Here is a 23,560-nt window from a genome sequence, read left to right on the forward strand (position 1 = left end):
TCACTCAGAAGATATTGTAATGCCCAACACGGTCATCTCAGGTTTCACCCACAACTTTCTCGGCAAGGCACCGGTCTGGTACAAGCAGATCATCCTGCTGTTCCTGGTCATCAACCCCATCATGCTGGCGGTATTCGGCCCGGTGGTTACCGGCTGGTTGCTGATCGCTGAGTTCATCTTCACCCTGGCCATGGCGCTGAAGTGCTATCCGTTGCTGCCCGGCGGCCTGCTGGCCATTGAGGCGTTACTGATCGGCCTCACTACCCCGGATGCGGTGTATCTGGAGGTGCTCACCAACTTCCCGGTGATTCTGCTGCTGATGTTCATGGTGGCGGGCATCTACTTCATGAAAGAGTTGCTGCTGGTCACCTTCACCCAGATCCTCGTCGGCGTGCGCTCCAAGTCGGCGTTGTCGCTGCTGTTCTGTGCGGCGGCGGCGCTGTTGTCGGCGTTTCTGGATGCCCTGACCGTGACCGCGGTGATCATCAGCGTGGCGGTGGGCTTTTTCTCGGTGTACCACAAGGTGGCGTCGGGCAAGGGCTACCAGCACAAGGACCACAACGCCGGCAGTGACGACCACGTGATCGAGCTGCACCGGGAGGATCTGGAGAACTTCCGCGCGTTCCTGCGCAGCCTGCTGATGCACGGCGCCATCGGTACCGCCCTGGGCGGCGTGGCCACCATGGTGGGCGAACCCCAGAACCTGCTGATTGCCAAGGTGGTGGGCTGGGATTTTGCCGAGTTCTTCCTGCATATGGCGCCGGTCAGTGTGCCGGTGCTGTTTGCCGGTCTGCTCACCTGCTGGCTGCTGGAGAAACTGCGCTGGTTCGGCTACGGCGGGCGGTTGCCCAAGCCGGTGCGCCGGGTGCTGGAGGAGTTTGCCGATAACGAGCGCAACAAACGCACCAAAGCCGATCAGGCGGCGCTGTGGATCCAGGCCATTGCCGCCCTGATTCTGGTGGTGGGGCTGGCGTTCCACCTGGCGGAAGTGGGGCTGATCGGCCTGCTGGTGATCATCCTGATCACCTCGTTTACCGGCATCACCGATGAACACCAGATCGGCAAGGCCTTCCAGGAATCCCTGCCGTTCACCTCACTGCTGGTGGTGTTCTTTGCCATCGTGGCGGTGATTCATGAACAGCACCTGTTCAAGCCGATCATCGAATACGTACTGTCGCTACCCGTGTCACAGCAGCCGGGCATGTTCTTTATCGCCAACGGTCTGCTGTCGATGATCAGTGACAACGTGTTCGTGGCCACCGTTTACATCAGCGAGATCAAGCAGGCGCTGGACGCCGGCAGCATCAGCTACGACCACTTCCAGACCCTGGCCATTGCCATCAACACCGGCACCAACCTGCCCAGTGTGGCCACTCCCAACGGACAGGCCGCGTTCCTGTTCCTGCTGACTTCCGCCATTGCACCGCTGGTACGGCTTTCCTACGGCCGCATGGTGGTGATGGCGTTTCCCTACATGATCGTGATGGGCTCCGTTGGCCTGTACATGGTCATCAATCACATCTGAACAGCTTGGTAATCTGCTCTCCGAAGGTCTCCGGGCCAGGCGGGGAGCATGCCATTCTGACGTACTGAAATAAGCGGAACTGTTTATGATCAAATCGATTCAAGACAACTGGCTCACCAACATACGCGGTGACCTGCTGGCCGGCATCGTAGTCGCGCTGGCGCTGATTCCCGAAGCCATCGCCTTTTCCATCATTGCCGGCGTCGACCCCAAGGTGGGCCTGTACGCGTCATTCTGTATTGCCGTCATCATCGCATTTGTCGGCGGTCGCCCGGGCATGATCTCGGCCGCCACCGGTGCCATGGCGCTGCTGATGGTCACCCTGGTGAAAGAGCACGGCCTGGAATACCTGCTGGCAGCCACTCTGCTGACCGGTGTGTTGCAGATTGGTGCCGGCTACCTGAAGCTGGGCGGGCTGATGCGCTTTGTGTCCCGCTCGGTAGTCACCGGCTTCGTCAACGCCCTGGCGATTCTGATCTTCATGGCCCAGTTGCCGGAGCTGACCAACGTTACCTGGCACGTTTACGCCATGACCGCCGCCGGCCTGGGTATCATTTACCTGTTCCCACTGCTCCCGGTCGTGGGCAAAATCCTGCCCTCACCGCTGATCTGTATCGTTTCGCTGACCGCCGTGGCCATGTTCCTCAATCTGGATATCCGCACCGTGGGTGACATGGGTGAGCTTCCGGATACCCTGCCGATCTTCTTATGGCCGGATGTTCCGCTGAACCTCGAGACGCTGATGATCATCCTGCCGTATTCCGTGGCACTGGCGGTGGTGGGCCTGCTGGAATCGATGATGACCGCCACCATTGTGGACGACCTCACCGACACCACCAGTGATCGTAACCGTGAGTGCAAGGGCCAGGGCATCGCCAACATCGGCTCCGGCCTGCTCGGTGGCATGGCCGGCTGCGCGATGATTGGTCAGTCCATCATCAACATCAAGTCCGGTGGCCGCACCCGCCTGTCGACACTGACCGCCGGTGTGTTCCTGCTTGTGATGGTGCTGGTGCTCGATGCCTGGCTGGTGAAGATTCCCATGGCCGCACTGGTGGCGGTAATGATCATGGTGTCCATCGGTACCTTCTCCTGGGACTCCGTGCTCAACCTGAAAAAGCACCCGCTCTCCACCAACATCGTGATGGTGGTTACCGTGATTGTGGTGGTGGCCACCCACAACCTGGCGTTCGGCGTGCTGGCCGGGGTGCTGCTGGCGGCACTGTTCTTTGCCAACAAGATCGGTCACTTCATGATCGTCAGTTCCGACCTGGATGACGCCAGCGGAACCCGCACCTACCGGGTGGTGGGCCAGGTGTTCTTCAGCTCCTCCGAGAAATTCACCGCGTCGTTCGATTTCAAGGAAGCGTTGGACAAAGTGGTGATCGACCTCAGCCGCGCCCACTTCTGGGACATCACCGCCGTCGGTGCGCTGGACAAGGTGGTGATCAAGTTCCGGCGTGAAGGTGCTGATGTCGAGATCCTCGGCCTCAACGAAGCCAGCGCCACCATCGTTGACCGCTTCGGTGTGCACGACAAGCCGGATGCGGTTGACCAGCTGATGGGGCACTGATATGACTGTTGAATCCGTACAAGACAGCAACGAGGTAACGATGACCCGGGTCGTAGCATGCATTGATGGTTCCCGAGCGGCCCAGGCCGTGTGTGATTACACGGCCTGGGCCAGCCACCGCCTGCAGGCGCCGGTGACGCTGTTTCATGTGCTGGATCAGGAGCGCTATCCGGCGGAAACCGATCTGGCCGGTACCATCGGCCTGGGCAGCCGCGAACACCTGATGGAAGAGCTGGCGGAACTGGACCAGAAGCGCAGCAAGCTGGCGCTGGAGCAGGGCCATCACATGCTGAATGCCGCCGAGGAGCGGGTAACCTCCCACGGCGTTGCAGACGTGATCAAGCGCCAGCGCCACGGTGACCTGACCGATTCTCTGCTGGCCATCGAGCACGAAACCCGCCTGCTGGTGATGGGGCTGCACGGCGAAACCAGTACCGAGCGCGATATTCACATCGGCAGCCAGCTGGAAACCGTGATCCGCAGCGTACACCGGCCGATCATGCTGGTTCCGGACGACTACGCCGAGCCCCGCAGCGCGATGCTGGCGTTCGATGGTTCCGCCACCGCGTTCAAGGGGGTGGAACTGCTGGCCAGCAGCCCGGTGTTCCGGGGTTTCCCGCTGCACCTGGTGATGATCGGACCGGACACCAACGATCGCTGGGAGCAACTGAAGGAGGCCGAGCGCCTGCTGGCGGCGCAGGGCTGCGAAGTGCACCTGGCGATTCGTGCCGGCGATGTGGAAAAAACCCTGCACGCCTATCAGGAAGAGCACGGCATCGACCTGCTGGTGATGGGCGCCTATGGCCATTCCCGCATTCGTCAGTTTCTGGTCGGCAGCACCACCACCAATATGCTCAAGACCGCGGAAAAACCTCTGGTGATTCTGCGCTAGACTAAGGTGATACCCACAACAAAAAGACGATGGTTATGGGCCGACGGTGGCACCGGTTCTGTGTTGGCGTGATCCTGCTGATGGCATGGTTAAGCGGGGCCCTGCTGCTGTCGGGCACGGCCCACGCCGCCGCCGACACCCGGCCAGTGCTGAAAGTGGCCTACGCCGAATTCCCACCGATTGAATACCGCAATGACAAGGGCGAAGCCGCCGGCCTGTTCATCGATCTGACCCGTAAAGTGGCCGCTGAGGCCGGCTTTACCCTGGAGTTCGTTTACCTGCCGGTTGGCCGGATCTACCTGTACCTGCAGAACGGCACTGTCGATCTCTGGCCCGGGTTAACCGGCATTCCCAGCCTGCGTGATGACGTACTGGAGAGCTGGGCCAGCCCGTTACCGGTGCAGCTCAGCGCCTGGTATGTGGAGGGCACGCCGCCGCTGGCTCAGTTCAAGGATCTGGAGGGGCGCCGGCTGATCGTGATCGGTGGCTACACCTACGGCGGCCTGCTGAACAAGCTACAGGCAGCAAAAAACGTCGAGATTACCGAAGCCCCCAACCACCGCGCCGGCATCGACATGCTGAAGCGCAACCGTGGCGATTACCTGCTGGACTACCGGCAGCCGGTGATGGAAATACTGCGGCAGCCGTCCGATCGAATGCTGCGGCAGTCGGAAGTGCGAACCCGCAACACCGCGTGGCTGTTCTCACTGGTCAACCACGACGCCAGTGACCTGCGGGAGGCGTTCGACGACGCCTACCTGCGGCTGGCGGAACGGGGCGAGATTCCTCCGATCCGGAAGCTCAGCACCGGCTTTGTGTTGCCCGGTTTCCCCGAAGACCTGCCGCCGTAACTCAGCGGCCCAGTTCCAGATCACCATACCAGGCGGTGGCCGACTCCCCGGTGTTGTCCGAGTCTGACATGATGGCCACACCCCGTATGGGGGGCGGATCCTCCCCGAACGCCGCGCGGTAATCCGCTACCAGATCCCGTTTCACCGTTACCCATTCACCGGCCTGCTCGTTACCCGAGGTCACGGCGATCATCATGGTTTCCTCCGAGTACGGGTTGGCCACGGTTTCTCCCCGTGGCAGCCGGTTGGCCCAGATGTAATTGATGGCATTGCCCGGCAGCTCCTCCCCGAACACGGTGGCCACGGTTTTGCGTTTGGTGCGCTCGAACCAGCTGGCTTTCTCCGGCTCGAACTCGAACGCCACATAGATGCGGGCAGGGTAGTCGTCGCCGGATTTCTTGCGGGCATCGCCCTGGTCAAAGACATTGGACACCTTCCAGCGCCACGTCAGCATCAGCGATTCGCCGGGCTCCAGATCCAGGCGGGCAATCAGGCCGGAGGCGCTGTTGTCGGTGCTGGCTTCGATCACCTGGGTGCCGTCTTCCTCCACCAGGCGATAGTTGGTGTGGCGATCAATCTTGGGGAATTCCAGCGGTTCCCAGCCATCGTCCAGATCCGCCATGGTGGAAAAGGGCGTGATGCGGGTGTCCGCCCAGACCCCGGCGGGCAGCGCGATGAGGATCCCCAGCGCCAGGGCTGTCAGCGAAAGCGGTCGGCTCATAATGTCCCCCTGTTGGTGATGGAAGCGTTACCCACAGTGACCTGTGTGTCGCTAAAAAGTGCCTTGTTGCGTCTGATATTCATGTATATAGTGTTCTCATCCTTGGTCAAATACCAGATGTAGTGTTTGTTTTGTAAACACGCCGACGGTATCGGGAATCCGGTGAAACTCCGGAACTGACGCGCAGCGGTATTGGGGAACAAGCGTGCACTATGACACTGGCAACCGCCGGGAAGTCGCCACGCAAGGCCGAACCACACGGTTCACGCCCCTGAGTCCGAAGACCTGCCAGGGAAAACAACTGCACCTTCGCGTATAAGGTGAGCAGAATCGTAGGTCGGATTAGCGCAAGCGTAATCCGACGATGCCCTCTACCCGATTCTCTGCCTGCGCGAAGGACATGGAAACCACGCGTATTCAGGAGAACCGACATGTCCAGCTCTGCCCTGGCCGAAGCCCAGCCTGCCTCTCAACCCGAGACCACAACGCCAAACCAGACCGAAACCCTTCAGGTCATTAAACGTAACGGCACCCTGGTTGGATTCAACTCCGCCAAGATCAGTGTGGCCGTCACCAAGGCCTTCCTCGCCGTGGAGGGCGACAAGGCCGCCGGCTCCGCCCACATTCACGATGGCGTTCAGCGCGTCACCGAGCAGGTGATCCAGGCCATCAGCCGGCGCCTGAAAGCCGGCGGTAAGGTCCACATCGAAGACATCCAGGATCAGGTAGAGCTGGCGCTGATGCGGGCGGAAGAGCAGAAAGTGGCCCGCGCCTACGTGCTGTACCGGGAAGAGCATGCCCGTGAGCGCGCGCGCCAGGCGCCGATGGAAGCGCATCCGCACCTGACCGTGAAACAGGCCAACGGCGACACCGTACCGCTGGACCTGGGCCTGATGAAACTGCAGGTGGAGCAGGCCGCGGCAGGGCTGGAAGGTATCGACGGTGAAACCCTGGTGGAAGACGCGTTGCGCAATCTCTATGACGGCATCGCCGAGGAAGACGTACTGTCGGCGCTGGTGATGACCGCCCGCGGCCGCATCGAACAGGAACCGGATTACAGCGCGGTCACCGCCCGGCTGTTGCTGGAGCAACTGCGACTGGAAAATGCTACGGCGCTGGAGCTGCCCCGCAGCCTGCCGCTGGCGGAGATCTACCCCCAGGCCCTGAGCGCCTTTATCGGGGCCGGCATCCGCTACGAACTGCTGGACGACGCCATGGCGGGTTTTGATCTGGAGCGCCTGGGGGCGGCGATCAAGCCCGAGCAGGACCTGCAGTTCGGCTTCCTCGGCCTGCAGACTCTGTACGACCGCTATTTCCTGCACTGGCAGGGCGCCCGCCTGGAACTGCCCCAGGTGTTCTTCATGCGGGTGGCCATGGGCCTGGCGCTGAAAGAGGACAACCCCAACGAGCGCGCCATCGAGTTCTATAACCTGTTGTCGTCCTTCGACTACATGGCCTCCACGCCCACGCTGTTCAACAGTGGCACCCGCCATTCCCAGCTGTCGTCCTGCTACCTCACCACCGTGGGGGATGATCTGGAAGACATCTACGGCGCTATTCGCGACAACGCCATGCTGTCCAAGTGGGCCGGCGGTCTGGGCAACGACTGGACGCCGGTGCGGGCGCTGGGCGCTCACATCAAGGGCACCAATGGCAAAAGCCAGGGCGTGGTGCCGTTCCTGAAAGTGGTGAACGACACTGCCGTGGCGGTGAACCAGGGTGGCAAGCGCAAGGGCGCGGTGTGCGCCTACCTGGAAAGCTGGCACCTGGACATCGAAGAGTTCCTTGAGCTGCGCAAGAACACCGGTGACGAACGCCGCCGCACCCACGATATGAACACCGCCAACTGGGTGCCGGACCTGCTGATCGAACGCATGCGCGAAGACCGCGACTGGACCCTGTTCTCCCCGAGCGATGTGCCGGACCTGCACGACCTGGTGGGCAACGCTTTCCGCGAACGCTACGAGCAATACGAGGCGCTGGCGGCGCAGGGCAGGATCACGTTGTCCAAAAAGATCCCCGCCAAGCAGCTGTGGCGCAAGATGCTCACCGTGCTGTTCGAGACCGGCCATCCGTGGATCACGTTCAAGGACCCGTGCAACCTGCGCTCACCCCAGCAGCACAAGGGGGTGGTGCACAGCTCCAACCTCTGTACCGAGATCACCCTCAACACCAGCGCCGATGAAATCGCCGTGTGCAACCTGGGCTCGGTGAACCTGGCCGCCCATATCCACGATGGCGAACTGGACGTGCAGCGTTTGGAACGCACCGTGACCACCGCCGTGCGCATGCTCGATAATGTCATCGACATCAACTACTACGCGGTGCCCCAGGCCCGCAACTCCAACCTCAAGCACCGCCCGGTGGGCCTCGGCCTGATGGGCTTTCAGGATGCGCTCTACCAGCTGGGCCTGCCCTACACCAGCGCGGAGGCGGTGGAGTTTGCCGATGCCGCCATGGAGCAGCTCAGCTATTTCGCCCTGCGCGCCTCCGCCACGCTGGCCGGTGAACGCGGCGCCTATGAAAGCTACGAAGGCTCCCTGTGGCAACAGGGCATTCTGCCCATTGATTCCATCAACCTGCTGAAGGACGCCCGCCGCGACGGCGACCTGGTGGTGAACACCACCGCCCGCCTGGACTGGACCCCGGTGCGGGAGCTGATCGCCCGCAACGGCATGCGCAACAGCAACGTGATGGCCATTGCGCCCACGGCGACCATTTCCAACATCGTCGGCGTATCCCAGTCCATCGAGCCGGCATACCAGAACCTGTTCGTGAAATCGAACCTGTCCGGCGAGTTCACCGTGGTGAACCCCTCGCTGGTGCGTGACCTCAAGGCCGAAGGCCTGTGGGACAACGTCATGGTCAACGACCTCAAGTACTTTGACGGCAGCGTGCAGCAGATCGACCGCATTCCCAACGAACTCAAAGCCCGCTACGCCACCGCGTTCGAGATCGACGCCCGCTGGCTGGTGGAAGCCGCCGCCCGGCGGCAGAAATGGCTGGACCAGGCCCAGAGCCTGAACCTGTACATGGCCGAACCCAGCGGTAAAAAGCTGGACGCGCTGTACCAACTGGCCTGGGAACGGGGCCTGAAAACCACCTATTACCTGCGCTCCCTGGGCGCCACCGGCGCCGAGAAATCCGCCCCGGTCGCCGCGTCGCTGTCCATGGCACCCCAGCCGCAGGTGTGCAGCATCGACGAACCCGACTGCGAAGCCTGTCAGTAACCACTTACTTTTCTTTGGGAGGCATAACCATGCTGGACTGGGACGACGAACCAAACACCCAAACCAGACCGGCCGCCACAAGCGGCCCGGCCCCCGTCAACGTTGACGACAAGCGCGTGATCAACGGTGACACCGACATCAACCAACTGGCACCGTTCAAGTACCCCTGGGCCTGGGAGTACTTCATGAACGCCAACAAGAACCACTGGACCCCACTGGACGTGAACATGGCCCAGGACGTTCACGACTACCACCACCGCCTGACCGCGCCGGAGAAGCACGTGTACGAGAACGTGCTGGCGTACCTCACCACGTCCGACATCCTGGCCATGCGCAACATCGGCCTGGCGGTGATGGAGAAAATGAGCGCGCCGGAGCTGCAGATCTACCAGGCCCGCCAGGTGTACGAGGAAGCCATGCACACCTGGGCCTACCAGCACTGCATCGAAACCCTCAACCTGGATCAGAGCGAGATCTACAACCGTTACCGCGTGGTGCCCGCCATTAATGGCAAGATCCAGATGGCCAACCGCCGCCTGGATGCCGCCATGCGTTCCGACATGAACCTGCGCAACCGCGACGATCTGGAGGAATTCGTCATGTCTTACCTGTTCTTCGCGGCGGTGTTCGAAGGCACCTGGTTCTACAACGGCTTCAGCCCCATCTTCGCGCTGCAACGCCGCGGCTTGATGCGGGGCACCGGCGAACAGCTGCAGTACATCCTGCGGGACGAAGCCATGCACTTCTCCTTCGGCCTGAAGGTGGTGAACCAGATTCTGGAAGAGGAGAACATCACCCTCGATCCCAAAGCGGTCAGCCAGATGTGGGAAGAGTCCGAAGCGGCGGAGACCGCCTACGCCAACTACATCCTGCGAGACCCCATCCTGGGTTATTCCGCGGAGTACCACAGCGAGCAGTTCCGTTTCGTGGCCAACCGTCGTGCCCGCACCGTGGGCATGGACGAACCTTTCCCGGGGGCGAAGAACGTGTCGCCGTGGTTGGATGAGCAGGCCACCATGCGTAAGGAGAAGAACTTCTTCGAAACGCGGGTGATCGAGTACCAGACCGGCGCCCAGCTGGAGTGGTAGCCGCTCAGGCGCCGAGGCTGTCCATCAGCCTCTGACGGAACCATTGATGGGCGGGGTCGGTGTCCATCACCGGCGCCCACAGCAGGTAGACCGGCAGCGGCGGAAGGGTCGCCGGAAATGCCAGCGTCTGCAGGCCCAGGGCGCCGGCGTACTGGCGGGCCATGCGCTCGGGCACCGTGGCGATCATATCGGAGCGGCTGCAGGTAGCCAGCATGCTGGCAAACTGGGTGACCCGGGCGCCGCTGCGCCGCTGCCAGCCCGGTTCATTGAGAATCTGATCCAGCGGCAGGCGGCGGTTGCGGTCCGGCAGCACTACATGCTCGGCCTGCAGGAACTGTTGCTTGCTGCATTTGCCCTGAATAACCGGGTGGCCCTGCCGCGCCACCACCACTAACCGCTCCTCCAGCAGTACCTGTCGCCGTAACTGATCGTTCTCCGTGGCGAAGGCATCCACCGCGATGTCTGCTCGTGCGGTCGTCAGCTTGCGGGGCATGTTGTCGTCGGCCAGCGCCACTTCCACCACCACATTCGGCGCCTCCTGGCGGATGCGCGTCAGCAGTGATGGCAGCACCACCATCTCGAAGTAATCGTTACTGAGCACGCGAAAACAGCGCTGGCTGGTGGCCGGCACAAAGCGGTTGGCCGGGTCCAGGGTGTCCCGCAGGGCGCCCAGCTGCTGGCTGAGGCTGGCGTGCAACTCGCGGGCGCGGGGGGTGGGCATCATGCCCTGGCGGGTGCGCACAAACAGCGGATCCCCCAGGGTATGGCGCAGGCGCTGCAGGGCCGCGCTGATGGCGGGCTGGCTCATGCCCAGCGCATCGGCGGCCCGCGACAGCTGGCCGGCCTCCATGATGGCGTCGAACACCGGCAGCAGATTGAGGTCCACGCTTCGTAAATTCAGCTTCATGGATAATACTTATACCAAAGTTTGATTAGAAAAATATACCAGAGCGCCGTACCGTCATAACATCCAAACAACCCGCGTGGGGACAACAACAATGGACGATCAAAAACTGACGATGCTGGTCACGGCTTTTATTGTGATCACCGCCCTGTGGGAGGTGGTCAGCGGCCGCACCCGGGATGGCCGCAAAAACCAGCAGGACTGGCGCATGGCCTTCCTCGCCACCTTCATGATGGTGGCGGTGCAGCGACCGCTGGTGTTGCTGTTGCTCACCCTGGGCCTGTCCACGCTGATCCCCGGCAGCGCCGGATCGCTGGCGTGGCTGGAGCAGGCCTATTTCTGGCCCACGCTGATCGTGTTTTTCTGTGTGGAAGAGTTCATTCACGGCAGCTTCCACCTGCTTGCCCACAGCCGCCGCCCCAATAACCGGGTGCTGCAATGGGTGCAGGCCTTCTACAAGATGAACCACCGCCCCCACCACATGTCCGGCGGCCTGGACAACAAAGGCCAGCTCACCGTCACTCAGACCTTCGTGAACGGCTGGGCTTGGTGGCTGATCATGCCCAATTACACCTTCCAGTTGCTGTGCCTGTATCTGGGGCTGGTGGAGGTGTTCGTGATTGGCACCGCCTTCAAGGGCCTGTGGGCCGCCCACACCCACGTGAACTGGAACTACGACCTGTATTTCCACAACCACCGCTGGGCCTGGGTACGCAAAACCATGTGGGCACTGGCCCATATCCTGGTGTTTCCGACCCAGCACCACCACCACCACGCCCGCGGCCCAAACTCCGCCCGCAACGTAACCTCCACCCTGGCGATCTACGACTGGCTGATATTCGGTACCCTGGCCATCGAAACCCGCAAACCCAACGTGTACGGCTGGCGCCAGAAAGCGCCCGAAGCCAACAGCGTGCTGAAACGCTACTTCTGCTGGGATGTGCGCCCCTACGTGCCAAAAGCGCCAGCGCCGGCCTCGGCGGCTACCACCACTCAACCTTCTGCCTGACCGCTAGAGCCGGCCGGCAAAAGACTGGAAAAATGATCATTGCGACCATGAACTGGGTGAGTTTTTAGAAATCCGTAATTTTCGTTTTCAGATCAGTGAGATGGAGAGATGCGCGAAAAAGTGGATAGTGGTCGTGGTGATCATTTTTGTTTGGGATGGTTGTCAGGAAAACAGCCAGAACTTATTGACCTGACAGGATTTTCTGCCTAATTTTGGGGAATTGTTGAATTGAGATATGGGTTATGGGAAAAGTGATCATTGGGACTCATATACAAATGTTAGGCACTATGAACATTACTGAGGCACAACTCGAAAGGGCTATCTATTCTGTTTGGGATTTCCAGCAGGCGCTCTCTGCTTTGACGTTTTTGCTTCAGGATTGTGATTTCGATGCTAAGTACAGCAAAGTCGAGTTGCGTCGATTCAGGTGCTATGAGACCACTCTGATAATCTCAATGGCGCGCCCTTTCGAAACCACCAGAAAGGGAACAACGATTGGCTTGCGTGCTCTCGGTATCACCCTGAGCCAAGATCAAAAAGCTTTGGTTGAGAAAATCTTGGAACTCCGACGAAAAATTGTGGCGCACTCGGCCGAAGAAGAAATGCATTTCAGGGTTACTACTTTTCCCATAAAGGATATGGGTTTCAATTTCACCCACTTTCAGTTCAATGAAGGCCTGCATCTGGGTGAAAAAGAGTTGAGAGAATTGGAGTATTTTTTGAGAGTTCTAACAAACCAAATGGGAGAGTTCTTCTATAAAGTTGCCCAAGAGCAACCTGACATGCTTGCGCGCTATAAAGAGCCGAGCTCCTGGAGTAGCAGTGATTGATTGCCTAACAATGCCAGGCACGGCGACGCCTACTACATTGCGGCTTCGCCTCCATTTCGCAGCCGCGCATGCTGGCTGGCGTTATGCCCCTCTCCCCGCCTACTTTTCCGCATACTAACGCTTGACGTTAATAACGCTCTGCGTCATCATTCCCCTATGATCATATCGTTCAAGTGTAAGGATACCGAGAAGCTGGCAAGCGGACGCCGCGTCAGACGCTTCGTCAATTTTGAGCGAGTTGCCTTGAGGAAAATTCGGCAACTCCAGGCTGCAAGCCAGTTGGATGATCTTAAAGTACCGCCCGGAAATATGTTGGAGCCATTGCATGGTGACCGCCAAGGTCAGCACAGCATTCGAATCAACAGGCAGTTCCGGGTTTGCTTCCGCTGGACCAAAGCTGGTGCGGAAGATATCGAAATTGTTGATTACCATTAGGAGGTGACTCATGCGCAACATTGAAGCTGTAACGCCAGGCGAGTTACTGAAGGAAGAATTCCTTGAGCCGATGGGTATTTCTCAATACCGCTTGGCTAAAGAGATTGGGGTGCCTGCTCAGAGGATCGGCCAGATTATTGCGGGAAAGCGTTCGATAACCGCAGACACGGACCTGCGACTCTGTCGTTTTTTTGGTTTGTCCAATGGCTACTGGTTGCGAGCTCAGGCAGCCTACGACACTGAGATTGCGGAAGATGCGCTAGAGGATCAGCTGAAGAATATTCGTCCGTGGAATGCTGTATCCGAAATCGGGCACAGGGCATAACAATCGGCTGCACAGCGACTGCTTTTCCGCCGCTCCGAGGCTCCAAAATTGCTGCTAAGCTTCGCGTTAAATCAGTAGTGGTACCGGAGCTGGGCAATGAGCAAAGCGTCATCCGTGACCTTGTAAATGATGCGGTGTTCTTCGTTAATTCGGCGGGACCAGTAACCAGCGAGGCTATGTTTGAGGGATTCCGGTTTACCGATACCTTCGAACGGTTCGCGCTTGGTTTCCTTGATCAGCTTGTTGATTCGGTGAAGGATTTTTTTATCAGTTTTTTGCCAGTACAGATAGTCTTCCCAGGCGTTCTCGGAGAAGATGAGTTTCATTCAAGAAGTTCCCTTTCTTGACCACCGCCTTGCTCGAGCTCGGCAACGGATTCCAACAAACGACGGGCGTTCTTTGGCGCGCGCAGGAGGTATGCGGTCTCTTGCAACGCCTCATAGTCCTCAAGAGAGATCATGACCACGGATTGTGACTTGCTCCGGGTGATGATCACAGGTGAGTGGTCTTCACAGACCTGCTCCATGGTTTTTGCTAGGTTGGTTCTAGCGGCTGTGTAGCTAATGGCATCCATAAGGCTGCTCCTGTACAGGATGTTGTTCCTGTTCAGGATATCGTACATAAGAGGATTTAACAATCGGCTGCACAGCGACCGCTTTTCCGCCGCTTCGCGGCTCCAAACAGGCTCGTGAGCCCGGCGTTGGGCCGCAAAGCAGGAGGCCCCGCTGACTTCCTGCGTTGGAAACTGGATTCACGTTACAGAAAGAGGTGCGAAATGGTGAATTTCCACAGTCCTACCGGCCGGTTCTATTCCACCTGGCACTCTCTGAGCAGCCGTCTGCTGACGCATTGGACCAACGGGCGAGGCGCCAGCGTCGAGGCAGCGGCTACACCGGTAATCAAACCACTGGTGTTGTACGAGTACAACGGGTGCCCTTTTTGCCAACGCGTGCGTGCGGTGATCAGCGAACTTGACCTGGACGCGCAGGTCTATCCAACACCGCGTGTAACCATCAAGGCTTATGCGAAGGCCGGCGACAGCCGCTATCGGCACGAGGTCCAAGAGAAGAGCGGACAACTGATGTTTCCGTACATGGAGGACCCCAACACCGGCGCTCGAATGTCTGACTCGGGTGCGATCATCGCTTACCTGCTGGAGACCTATGGCGGCGGTGCCCGGGCGCGGACATTTTCGTCGCTGCCGATCTCGAAGTTGATGTTGCGTTCTCTCCGGCTGTCGCTCTACTTCGGTATGCTGCGGGTGCCAAGCCGTCTGCCTGCAGAGCCGCTCATCTTTTTTGGAGCGCAGGGTAATGCTGGCTCGATCAGGGTATTCGATGCGTTAACGTGCCTGGAGCTGCCTTACCTGTGGAAGGCGTGCGCGCGCGGTAGCCGCAAAGAGGCTGAGCTTGCAGAGTTGGCAGGCTCTTCCGCACGGCTGTGCCTGAAGGATCCTAACACTGACTTTGTGTCGAGCGTGCCAACCGCTATCGTCCGGTACCTGTACAAGACCTATCAGACCGGCAGCATGCCCAAAGAAATGATTCTCGACTACTCAACCGAGGGCGCTTCTTCTATGCACGGGACCATTTCCTCAAAAGCTGAATAACCGCTTCGGTACTAAGCTGTGAGGCCCAGCCAGCGGAATGATCTTGCACCCCTCTAGTGTCCGGTAAATGACTGTCCACCAAAGTGGTGCAAGATCACGCCTCTGCTAAAAGCGTTAGGCGTCACTGCTCAAGAAGAACATCACTGTTTATCTCGCGAGGAAATGACAATGAACCAAACCGGTCAATGCTTGTGTGGATCGATTAAATACGACATTACAGGCAGCCCAAATTTAGTGGCCGTTTGTCATTGCAGGGATTGCCAGCGCAGTGCTGGCGCACCACTGGTTGCATGGGCCATGTTTCCTGAATCATCGGTCAAGGTTACAGCCGGTGTGCCGAAGACAGTCAATTCATCCGGCACTGCCATGCGTTCGTTCTGTCCAGAGTGTGGCACAGGGCTGTTCTACCGAAATGCCGATGTTCTGCCGGGTCTTATTGACGTTCAGACAGCCACTCTCGATAACCCGAACTCGCTACCGCCCGCGGTTCAGATTCAAACGGCCGAGCGCCAAGCGTGGGTGCCCCACCTCAGTACACTGAAGGCTTATGATCGGTTTCAGCACGCCAGTTGGGTGGTCTCACCCGTGTCCACCTCCACGTAACTGACCTTCACGGTCTTGAAGTTCAGATCCACAAACAGATGGCAGTAATAGTCTCCATGGCGCCAGGCCATGGCGACGCTTGAGTTGTTGGAATAGTTCAGCTCGAAGTGCCCATCGAAGGCCGGGTAGTTGCTGCGGAATTTCATCAAGCCCAGCAGGCGTTGCACCACCGGTTTCTGGATGTCCCGCTCCACCTCTTCCAGGCTGTAGTAATGGCGGTTGATGTCCCGCAGTTCGCCGCTTTCCTCCATCAGTTCGTGATCATTGCAGCCGGCCAGCAGCCCCACGTAGTAAACCTGCGGAATGCCCGGGGTGAAGAACTGGATGGCCCGGGCGGCGATGTAGGCGTCGTCGTTTTGCATCAGCGCGTCATAAAAGGTGCAGGTTAGCTGATAGATGGCCCCCACGCTGTGAATGTTGGCCGCTGAGCGCCGCATGATGGGGTCTGCGCTGCGGGCGTCGATGTTGTCGATCAACACTCGGATTTTCTCATCCGGTAACACGCCTTCCACATCGGGAATGCAGATGCCGTCGTGGGTGTCCAGCACGGTGACCATGTTGCGCGGGCACATACGCAGCCAGTTTTTCAGGTAGGTGCTGTTGGCGTCCAGCAACGAATACAGCAACAGCGGCGGCAGGGCAAAGCCGTAGGGGTGCATGTTGCGCCGGCTGATGGCGTACTGGTAGCTGGAGTGGTCGTGCACTTCCGGCAGGCATTCCGCGCCGTGTTTCAGGGCGACCTGGTTGACCCAGTCGAGGATCTGGTACACCTCCGGTTCCACCAGAAAGCAGCTGGTGCCGATCCGTTTGGTGGTGTACCCGAAGGCATCCAGACGCAGCAGGTTGACGCCTTTGGAGGTCAGAAACCCGATGTAACTTTCCATCAACTGGTAGGCCAGATCGGACTCGTAATTCAGGTCGATCTGCTGTTCGGTGAAGGTGCACCAGACCCGGGTTTTGGTGCCGTCCGCCAGGGTCACTTCGCGGAAGGGTTCTTTCTCCTTGCGGATGTGAATCTTCGCCATGTCGTCGGGTGAGATCTCGCCGAATTTGTCCACGTGCACAAACAGGTCGGCGTAGTCCGAATCAAAGCCGTTGGCGATGAAGTCGGTGAACTCCGGCGATTCATCCGATATGTGATTGACCGTCAGGTCGACGCACAGATCGTACTTTGCGGTGAAAGCTTCGATGTCGTCCCAGGTGCCCACCTTCGGGTCCACTTCCTTGTGGGTGAGCGGCGAGAAGCCGCCATCGGCGTTGGACGGAAAAAACGGCAGGATGTGCAGGCCGCCGATGGCGTCGGACAGATGCGTGTCGACCACCGTATAGAGGTCTTTCAGGTTATGGCCGATCCGGTCCGGGTAACAGATCAGCTGCACCGCATTTTTAAGCATCATGGTTCGGTGTCCTCGGTTCAGGCGGCGCAATGACCAATGGGCAGAATTTTTCCCAGTTTGGTGGCGCGTCGTTGTTCGGCCGTGTTGATGAATTCCCGCCCCCAGTAATCGATGTCATAACGGCTGACCACTTCGAAGGCCTCGCTGAGCCGGTTCTGCGCTTCGCTGCGGCTCATCGCCAGGGCGTAGTAGCACGTGTCCGCCAGGTCCTGGGGGTGATGGGGGTTGGCCAGAATGGCACCGCGCAGTTCGGCGGCGGCGCCGGCGAATTCCGACAGCACCAGCCGGCCGCTGCCATTGGTCAGGCCCTGGGTGGCGATGTATTCCTTGGCCACCAGGTTCAGGCCGTCCCGCAGCGGGGTAATCCACATCACGTCCGCCATGGTGTAGTAAGACACCAGCTCCTCGAACGGCAGCGCGCGGAAGAAGAACTGCACCGGGGTCCAGCCTACTTGTGCGAACTGGCCGTTGATGCGACCGACGGTTTGCTCGATCTGCGACAGCAGTTCTTCGTAGATGGTCATCCCGGCGGCCGCCGGCACGCAGACCATCATCAGGGTGACCTTGGTTTCCAGCTCCGGGTGCTCGTTGAGCATGCGCTCGTACGCATCCAGTTTCTCGATGATGCCTTTGGTGAAGTCCAGGCGCTCGACCGACAGAATCAGCCGCACGTCCATCAGCTCCTCACGCAGGGTTTCCATGCGGTCAATCACACTCTGTTGCGTCAGGGCCTGTCGCACCCGGTTCAGGTCCAGCCCCACCGGGTGAGCGCCAAGCCCGATCTTGCGGTCATTCACCTTGATCTCGGTGCTCATCTCATCAAGGCCCACAGCACAGCCGTAGGTCAGAAACCGTGGCGCACAGCCTGCTTTTTCGGTGACTTCCAGGGGCGTGACACCGCGAGCCACATCAACAAAGTTTTCCGCCTGCCGCGGAATATGGAAGCCGATATGATCGCACTGCAACAGGCTGCCAACGATTTCCCGGCGCCAGGGCAGCACGTTGAACACGTCCGCCGAGGGAAAATAGGTGTGATGGAAAAAGGCGATGGTGAGGTCCGGGCGCATCTCGCGCAGATACGCCGGGACCATCCAGAGGTTATAGTCGTGAATCCAGACCACCGCGTTTTCCGCCGCTTCCTCGGCCGTGCGCTCGGCAAACCGCTTGTTCACCTTGAGGAACACCTGCCAGTGATCATCGCGGAAGGTGGCCCGTTCCCAGAAGGTGTGCAGGGTGGGCCAGAACGCCTCTTTGGAGAACCGCTTGTAGAAAATGTCGACGTCGTCTTTGCTCAGTGGCACCCGTGCCGCGACCAGTTGTTCATAGCGGTCGGTATCGACTTCGGTGTGGGTCTGAAAGGGGCCAAGGTCAGGGTCGTCAATCGACCAGGCTACCCAGGACCCGGCCTTGCCGTCGGCAAAGAAGCTCAACAGTGTGGGAATGATGCCATTGGGTGACTTGGGGCGCCGGCGGATCAGCTCGCCGTTTTCGACCACTTCTTCGTAGGGCAGGCGGTGGTAAACAATCACCAGGTCGGATTTGCCGGAGTTCATGGCGTCCGGCGCTTCCGCTTCAATGCCCAGATGGCCGAGATAGCCGAAGTGTTCGAAGGCTTCGAGGATGCCGCCACAGCCGGTCGCGTCGGCATGCAGCACCCGTGCCTTCTGCTCGGTGGCCTGCAGCAGCGCGGACTCGGATTCCCCCACGCAGACGCCTTTGAAACCGTACTCGTACATCGACAGGTCGTTCAGAGTATCGCCTGCGACCAGCACGGATTCCGGGTCTACGTCCAGATGCTCCACCAGGCGAGACAGGGTGCGCCCCTTGTTCACGCCCCGCGGCAGAATGTCCAGGTACTTGCCGCCGGAGAACAACACATTGCAGGACAGGGCCTCGACCCGGGCGATCATCTCATCGGTGACCACATCGCTCGCGCAGAAATACGACACCCGGCGCTCCTGCGGGACTTCCTGTCGCTGCAGACCGTCAAACGACTGCAGCACATCTTCAATCATCTGCTCGCCGGGCCAGAGATCGTCAATTTCGCCTTGCAAGGGCTGAATCGCCTGCTGCGAGTGGCCGTTGACCACCGTGCAACCGACGTCACAGATGATGTAGTCCGGTTGCGGAATCGTTGGGTCGGACAGCAGCGGCAGCACCGATTCCAGTCCGCGACCGGTCACAAACACCAGATCGATTTCGGGGTGGGCGACGATCAGTCGGTAGAGTTTGAGGCGGTTTTCGGGGTCGCCCGCGAGAAAAGTACCATCGAGGTCGGTGGCCAATAACATGGTTTGCTCCTATGAAGGCTTTCACTCATGTCAGGAGTTCTCTGCACCTTTCATACCGGAATCCGTTTGATCGGGGCTCCCCATGGCGCAGCGATTGCAAGACAACCGGGTATCCCGCCGCAAAGGCCATTCCCAGGAGGTGTGTATCTGGTCACTCATGCGCCCTATTGGTGCAATTCTCGTCAGCGTCGCGCTATTACAGCTCGGTAGCGGCCTGCTCAACACCTTGTTGGCCGTCACGGCGAACGAGCAGGGGTTCTCCACGGCCCGTATCGGCGTCATCATGTCCGGGTTTTTTGTCGGTTTTGCCTGCGGCATCTTTGTCAGCGGTCGCCTGATCCGGCGGATGGGGCACATTCGCACCTTTGCGTTCTGTGCGGCCCTGTGTGCCTCCATCGCGCTGCTGCATTCCCTGTGGGTCGATCCCTGGGTGTGGTTGGTGCTCCGCTTCATTTACGGACTGTCGTTGGTCACCCTGATGACAGTGACGGAGAGCTGGCTTAATACCCGCGCTGAGAAGCACGAGCGCGGGCGGGTGTTCGCCATTTACATGGTGGTCAATCTTGGCGGCATTGCTCTGGCGCAGCAGCTCCTCAGGCTGAGCCCGGGTGAGCTGTTCGTGCTGTTTTCGGTGTCGGCCGTCCTCAGTTGCTGGGCGTTGCTGCCTATCACCATCAGCAGTCGCAGCCAGCCCCACATTCCGGAGCGTGCCAGGAGCAGCCTGAAAAAAATTATCGGCTTTGCGCCGCTGGCCGTGGCTACCTCGGCTCTCTCTGGCCTGGCGATGGGTGCGTTCTGGGGGATGGCCCCGTTGTACGCCAGCAAGCTCGGATTCGGGTTGTCTGAGGTGGGCCTGTTGATGAGCCTGACCATTGTGGGCGGTGCGCTGCTGCAGATCCCGATCGGCCGGTTTTCGGATACCCAGGACCGCCGGAAAGTGCTGATCGTTGTGGCCGCGCTGGCGGCCGTCATGTGCCTGATGATGCCGTTTGCCTGGAGCAACGGGTCACTGATGACGGTGTTCTTTCTGTGGGGTGGGCTGTCGTTTTCGCTCTACCCGTTGGGCGTGGCGCAGCTACTCGACCAGCTGCACCCCGATGAGGTGGTTTCCGGTTCGACCGACATGCTGGTTCTGCACGGTGCAGGCGCTGCTCTGGCGCCTTTGATCGTGGGTGTCATCATGAATCTGGTGGGGCCTCAGGGCATGCCCCTGTACATGGCGGGTATTCTGGGCGTGCTCACCCTCTATGCGATCTATCAGGTGCGTCATGTCTCCGTGCTCACCGCCGGTGAGCAAGCGCATTTTGAGCCGATGGCGCAGACCTCCCATGAGATCGTTGAAATGATCGAGCGATAGAAACGTGCGTTGGTCCGGACTTCCTCGGTTTCCTCGGTCATGGCCAGACCCGTGGGGGCACCGATGACCCAGTCGCCGTCCATCACCTGCCACGCTGCCGCGAATCGGTGGTATGGTTTATTGTCGTTTTATCTTGCGCTGGTCCTGGTAAACGACCAACCGGTTTCGCCCCGAATTCTTGGCCTGGTACATGGCCTTGTCCGCCATTGAGACCGTCTGGTCGAAACTGCCGTTCTGCCAGGTGGCGATGCCCATAGAGGCCGTGACCCGCAGCGCCTGCCCTTTGTAGAGTACCCGGCATTCTGCGATGCTTTTCAGTATTTTCTCGCCCATGACCCGCAAGTCGATCTGCGCAGAGTCGTAGACAAGGATCATGAACTCTTCACCACCCCAGCGGCCAAAACTGTCCGCCTTGCGAATGGTCTGCTGAACCGCTTTGGCAAAGGCCTGGAGGATGAGGTCCCCGGCTTCGTGGCCATATTGATCGTTGAGCTGCTTAAAGTGATCGATGTCGAGCAGCATGATGGAAAAGGTGCTTCCCGAGCGGCTGCAGCGCAGTACTTCCAGATGGCCCCGGCTGATCAGGTTGCGGCGATTGTGTACACCGGTCAGCTCATCGGTCAGGGCCAGGCGTTCAAGCATATGGTTGGCTTCCTCCAACTCGCTGGTGCGAAGGGACACTTTGTTTTCGAGGGTTTCATTGGCATCCCGTAGCTTAGCGAGCAGGCTCTCCAGTTGACGTTGCTGTTCAATTTCCCGAGAGATATCTCTGACGATCCGGACAAAATGCGAAGTTTTTCCCCGCCGATCACGAATGGGATTGATGATGAGGTTGTTCCAGAACAGTGTGCCGTCCTTGCGAAAATTGCGCACGGTGATGCGGATCGGCTCCTCCCGCAGAATCGCCTCTCTGATTCTCCTGACCTCGGGCTGATCGTGTTCAACACCGTTCAGGAACCGGCAGTTACGACCAAGGATGTCCTCTTTTTTATAGCCGGTCATGTCGATAAAACCCTGGTTGCAGTAGATGATCGGCTGATCGTCTCCGGCCTCGGTGATCAGCACGCCTTCACTGGTGGCTTCCAGGGCGCTTTTATACAGATGCAGGCTACCGCTTTTTCGGCGGATCTGGGTCACAAAGGCGGCGATGAAGAGCACGATCACGGTAAACAGCATTATCTCCTCTTGCAGCAGAATGGCGGCGGATTCCGGGGCGCCTGCTAAAAAAGGGCTTTGGCCTTGAGCGGTAGTGATCGCCCCATAGAGCACAACCGCTGCGGTAAGAGCGGATGCGGGCATCGGCCCCTGGCGCACCGCAGCCCAGAATGGCGCCACCATCACCAACAAAGGCGACAGGACAAGCATATCCCCGTCACTGATACCCAACGAAAACACGAAAAAACTGGTGAAGAGCGCGGTAATCACCAAGCCTGCCCACTCGATGCCGCCGGCCGACCGATACAGGGCATCGGGCCAGTAAGCCCGGTAATTGAACATCATGTGCAGGATGGGGGTCAGCGCGACCAGGCCAGTTGCATCTCCGAACCACCAGATACGCCAGAACACCAGAAAGGGCAAAGGATCAAGCAGGACAGAGGTATAGATGAAGGCGCCGGCCAGAGCGGCAATGGGGGAAGCAACGAAAAATGTGATGAGAATGAACAGCGCCAACGCACGCGGCTCGGCCCAGTCCGGATGGCTGCGCTCACTGGGGCTGAACCGCTGCAGAAGCAGCGCAGCTATGGCGCATTCAGCCACGTTGACGAGCCCGAAAAGCACGGCCGCGTGAACCGGGAAGACGGATTGGTCGGCCAGCACTTCGGCCAGTATCACGATAATGGCGAGCCCTGGCCAGTGTCGCCAGGACAGGGTCAGGAATGCAGCCAGTAATACCGCATTAGGCGGCCAAAAAACGACGACCCCTGAGGGCAGGCTGAGAAAGTGCACACCGATCAGTGCGGAAATGTAATAGAGCAGGCCAACACCGAGATAGGCCAGTAACGACACGACCATGGGCGTCTCCTTCGCTCATGTGTGATGTCTCCGGATCTCGAAAATGGCCCTTATGTTGCTCCGAACTATTTTCTCCGGCTATCCAAGGAGCCGGTAAAGAATTCTCCGGGGCCTTCGTAATTAAAGTAAGCTGAATATTGGGATACATGCAAGCATCGTTTACACCATTGGCTGGCGCTCTCAGCAGTTCAGCTCCTTCCGATAAAACATCAGCGATTTCTCCGTCTCCACAGACTGATCGATGTCTTTCCACGGAAAGGCCGCGTGAACCTCTGGCATGGGCTGATAACCGAAGCGCTGCCAGACCGGACCGAGGGGCTGGTAGTCGGTCGGCTTCATTGGGTGTTTGTCCGGCCGCTGGACCGCGCAGAATACGCTGAGGGTTTTGCCCAGCTGGCGGGCACGGGCTTCCCGCTCTTCAAAGAAAGTCCGATACAGGCCATGGCCGCGGTAATCCGGGAGTAGCACAGACTCGGCGCAGTAAAACACCGACCCGGTATCCAGCCCCGCCTCCACCAGCGGCTGGCGGAATTCCTCGGTTTCGTCGGTCATGGCCAGGCCCGTAGAGGCACCGATGACCCGGTCGCCGTCCAACGCCAACACGCAAACCGAGGTCTCGGAGTCCACATAGGTCTGCAGATAACGGCGTTCGTACGCCAGCGAGCCGTCGTAGAGGTAAGGGAAGTCGCGAAACACCCGAATGCGCAGTTCGGCTACGGCCGCGAGCCAGGGAGAAAAGTCACTGCCGGTAACAACCAGGGTGCGCAGGTGATCGGGTGTCATTCGTTGCCTTTTTGTCTGGTGTTGATCTGTGTTGCTCATTGTCGTGCCGGGTCTCCATCGGCATCCGGCACGGTCGTGCTTTTCATTATTTTTGCGTATATTCTTGAGGCAGGAACCCGTGGGG

At 59.3% G+C, this 23,560-nt stretch carries 21 protein-coding genes and 1 riboswitch; of the genes, 13 read left to right on the top strand and 8 right to left on the bottom strand.

What is annotated here, in order from left to right; all coding sequences use genetic code 11:
* Window positions 1–19 precede the first annotated feature (19 nt).
* The 4 genes from nhaB (at window position 20) to R0125_RS12330 (ending at window position 4,841) form a co-directional block, all read left to right on the top strand.
* Window positions 20–1,525, top strand: coding sequence for a sodium/proton antiporter NhaB (gene nhaB, locus R0125_RS12315; protein ID WP_248181854.1), 1,506 nt, complete (start codon window positions 20–22; stop codon window positions 1,523–1,525).
* Window positions 1,526–1,610: 85 nt separating this feature from the next.
* A complete protein-coding gene (locus tag R0125_RS12320; protein ID WP_317238366.1) occupies window positions 1,611–3,098 on the top strand; it encodes a SulP family inorganic anion transporter in 1,488 nt (495 codons plus the stop codon).
* 40 nt (window positions 3,099–3,138) lie between these two features.
* Window positions 3,139–3,990: a universal stress protein gene (locus R0125_RS12325; protein WP_248181989.1), complete on the top strand. Its 852-nt coding sequence runs from the start codon at window positions 3,139–3,141 to the stop codon at window positions 3,988–3,990.
* Between the two features lie 35 nt (window positions 3,991–4,025).
* A complete protein-coding gene (locus R0125_RS12330) occupies window positions 4,026–4,841 on the top strand; it encodes a substrate-binding periplasmic protein (RefSeq protein ID WP_317238367.1) in 816 nt (271 codons plus the stop codon).
* Between the two features lies 1 nt (window position 4,842).
* Here R0125_RS12330 and R0125_RS12335 read toward each other — a convergent pair whose 3' ends face one another.
* Window positions 4,843–5,562 carry a DUF3047 domain-containing protein gene (locus R0125_RS12335; protein WP_317238368.1) on the bottom strand — a complete coding sequence of 240 codons (720 nt, stop codon included), beginning with the start codon at window positions 5,560–5,562 and terminating at the stop codon, window positions 4,843–4,845.
* A 103-nt stretch (window positions 5,563–5,665) separates the two neighbouring features.
* A riboswitch (cobalamin riboswitch) is annotated at window positions 5,666–5,870 on the top strand.
* Window positions 5,871–5,993: 123 nt separating this feature from the next.
* Between R0125_RS12335 and R0125_RS12340 the strand changes: the two genes are divergently transcribed.
* Window positions 5,994–8,792, top strand: coding sequence for a ribonucleoside-diphosphate reductase subunit alpha (locus R0125_RS12340; protein WP_317238369.1), 2,799 nt, complete (start codon window positions 5,994–5,996; stop codon window positions 8,790–8,792).
* Between the two features lie 29 nt (window positions 8,793–8,821).
* Window positions 8,822–9,880, top strand: coding sequence for a ribonucleotide-diphosphate reductase subunit beta (locus tag R0125_RS12345; RefSeq protein ID WP_317238370.1), 1,059 nt, complete (start codon window positions 8,822–8,824; stop codon window positions 9,878–9,880).
* A gap of 4 nt (window positions 9,881–9,884) precedes the next feature.
* Here R0125_RS12345 and R0125_RS12350 read toward each other — a convergent pair whose 3' ends face one another.
* Complete coding sequence (locus tag R0125_RS12350; protein ID WP_317238371.1) at window positions 9,885–10,787, bottom strand: LysR family transcriptional regulator; 903 nt, start codon at window positions 10,785–10,787, stop codon at window positions 9,885–9,887.
* Window positions 10,788–10,878: 91 nt separating this feature from the next.
* On the opposite strand from R0125_RS12350, the gene R0125_RS12355 reads away from it, so the two are divergent.
* From R0125_RS12355 to R0125_RS12370, 4 genes are all read left to right on the top strand, one after another.
* Window positions 10,879–11,793 carry a sterol desaturase gene (locus R0125_RS12355; RefSeq protein ID WP_317238372.1) on the top strand — a complete coding sequence of 305 codons (915 nt, stop codon included), beginning with the start codon at window positions 10,879–10,881 and terminating at the stop codon, window positions 11,791–11,793.
* A 242-nt stretch (window positions 11,794–12,035) separates the two neighbouring features.
* Window positions 12,036–12,623, top strand: coding sequence for a hypothetical protein (locus tag R0125_RS12360; protein WP_317238373.1), 588 nt, complete (start codon window positions 12,036–12,038; stop codon window positions 12,621–12,623).
* Window positions 12,624–12,779: 156 nt separating this feature from the next.
* Complete coding sequence (locus R0125_RS12365; protein ID WP_106670514.1) at window positions 12,780–13,058, top strand: type II toxin-antitoxin system RelE/ParE family toxin; 279 nt, start codon at window positions 12,780–12,782, stop codon at window positions 13,056–13,058.
* A gap of 10 nt (window positions 13,059–13,068) precedes the next feature.
* Entirely contained in the window at window positions 13,069–13,383 is a 315-nt protein-coding gene (locus R0125_RS12370; RefSeq protein ID WP_106670515.1) for a HigA family addiction module antitoxin, read from the top strand.
* A gap of 71 nt (window positions 13,384–13,454) precedes the next feature.
* On the opposite strand, the gene R0125_RS12375 is transcribed toward R0125_RS12370, so the two are convergent.
* Window positions 13,455–13,709 (bottom strand): Txe/YoeB family addiction module toxin, encoded by a 255-nt coding sequence (locus R0125_RS12375; protein WP_317238374.1) that lies wholly within the window; start codon window positions 13,707–13,709, stop codon window positions 13,455–13,457.
* Entirely contained in the window at window positions 13,706–13,957 is a 252-nt protein-coding gene (locus R0125_RS12380) for a type II toxin-antitoxin system prevent-host-death family antitoxin (protein ID WP_317238375.1), read from the bottom strand. The genes R0125_RS12375 and R0125_RS12380 overlap by 4 nt, the downstream gene beginning before the upstream one ends.
* 201 nt (window positions 13,958–14,158) lie before the next feature.
* Between R0125_RS12380 and R0125_RS12385 the strand changes: the two genes are divergently transcribed.
* Entirely contained in the window at window positions 14,159–14,992 is an 834-nt protein-coding gene (locus tag R0125_RS12385; protein WP_317238376.1) for a glutathione S-transferase N-terminal domain-containing protein, read from the top strand.
* Between the two features lie 168 nt (window positions 14,993–15,160).
* Window positions 15,161–15,595, top strand: a complete 435-nt coding sequence (locus R0125_RS16630) for a GFA family protein (protein WP_410797633.1) — start codon at window positions 15,161–15,163, stop codon at window positions 15,593–15,595.
* Here the strand turns inward: R0125_RS16630 and gtfA are convergent.
* Both gtfA and ggpS read right to left on the bottom strand, forming a co-directional pair.
* Window positions 15,550–16,992: a sucrose phosphorylase gene (gtfA, locus tag R0125_RS12390; protein WP_317238377.1), complete on the bottom strand. Its 1,443-nt coding sequence runs from the start codon at window positions 16,990–16,992 to the stop codon at window positions 15,550–15,552. The genes R0125_RS16630 and gtfA overlap by 46 nt on opposite strands.
* A gap of 17 nt (window positions 16,993–17,009) precedes the next feature.
* Complete coding sequence (gene ggpS, locus R0125_RS12395; protein WP_317238378.1) at window positions 17,010–19,283, bottom strand: glucosylglycerol-phosphate synthase; 2,274 nt, start codon at window positions 19,281–19,283, stop codon at window positions 17,010–17,012.
* A gap of 145 nt (window positions 19,284–19,428) precedes the next feature.
* On the opposite strand from ggpS, the gene R0125_RS12400 reads away from it, so the two are divergent.
* Entirely contained in the window at window positions 19,429–20,640 is a 1,212-nt protein-coding gene (locus R0125_RS12400; RefSeq protein ID WP_410797653.1) for an MFS transporter, read from the top strand.
* Window positions 20,641–20,757: 117 nt separating this feature from the next.
* On the opposite strand, the gene R0125_RS12405 is transcribed toward R0125_RS12400, so the two are convergent.
* Together R0125_RS12405 and R0125_RS12410 are read right to left on the bottom strand one after the other, a co-directional pair.
* Window positions 20,758–22,653, bottom strand: coding sequence for a diguanylate cyclase (locus R0125_RS12405; RefSeq protein WP_317238379.1), 1,896 nt, complete (start codon window positions 22,651–22,653; stop codon window positions 20,758–20,760).
* A 180-nt stretch (window positions 22,654–22,833) separates the two neighbouring features.
* Window positions 22,834–23,436, bottom strand: a complete 603-nt coding sequence (locus R0125_RS12410) for a GNAT family N-acetyltransferase (RefSeq protein ID WP_248181867.1) — start codon at window positions 23,434–23,436, stop codon at window positions 22,834–22,836.
* Between the last annotated feature and the right edge of the window lie 124 nt (window positions 23,437–23,560).

Origin of the sequence: Marinobacter sp. M-5, assembly GCF_032911545.1 — a bacterium.
In the GTDB taxonomy this organism is placed as follows: domain Bacteria; phylum Pseudomonadota; class Gammaproteobacteria; order Pseudomonadales; family Oleiphilaceae; genus Marinobacter; species Marinobacter goseongensis.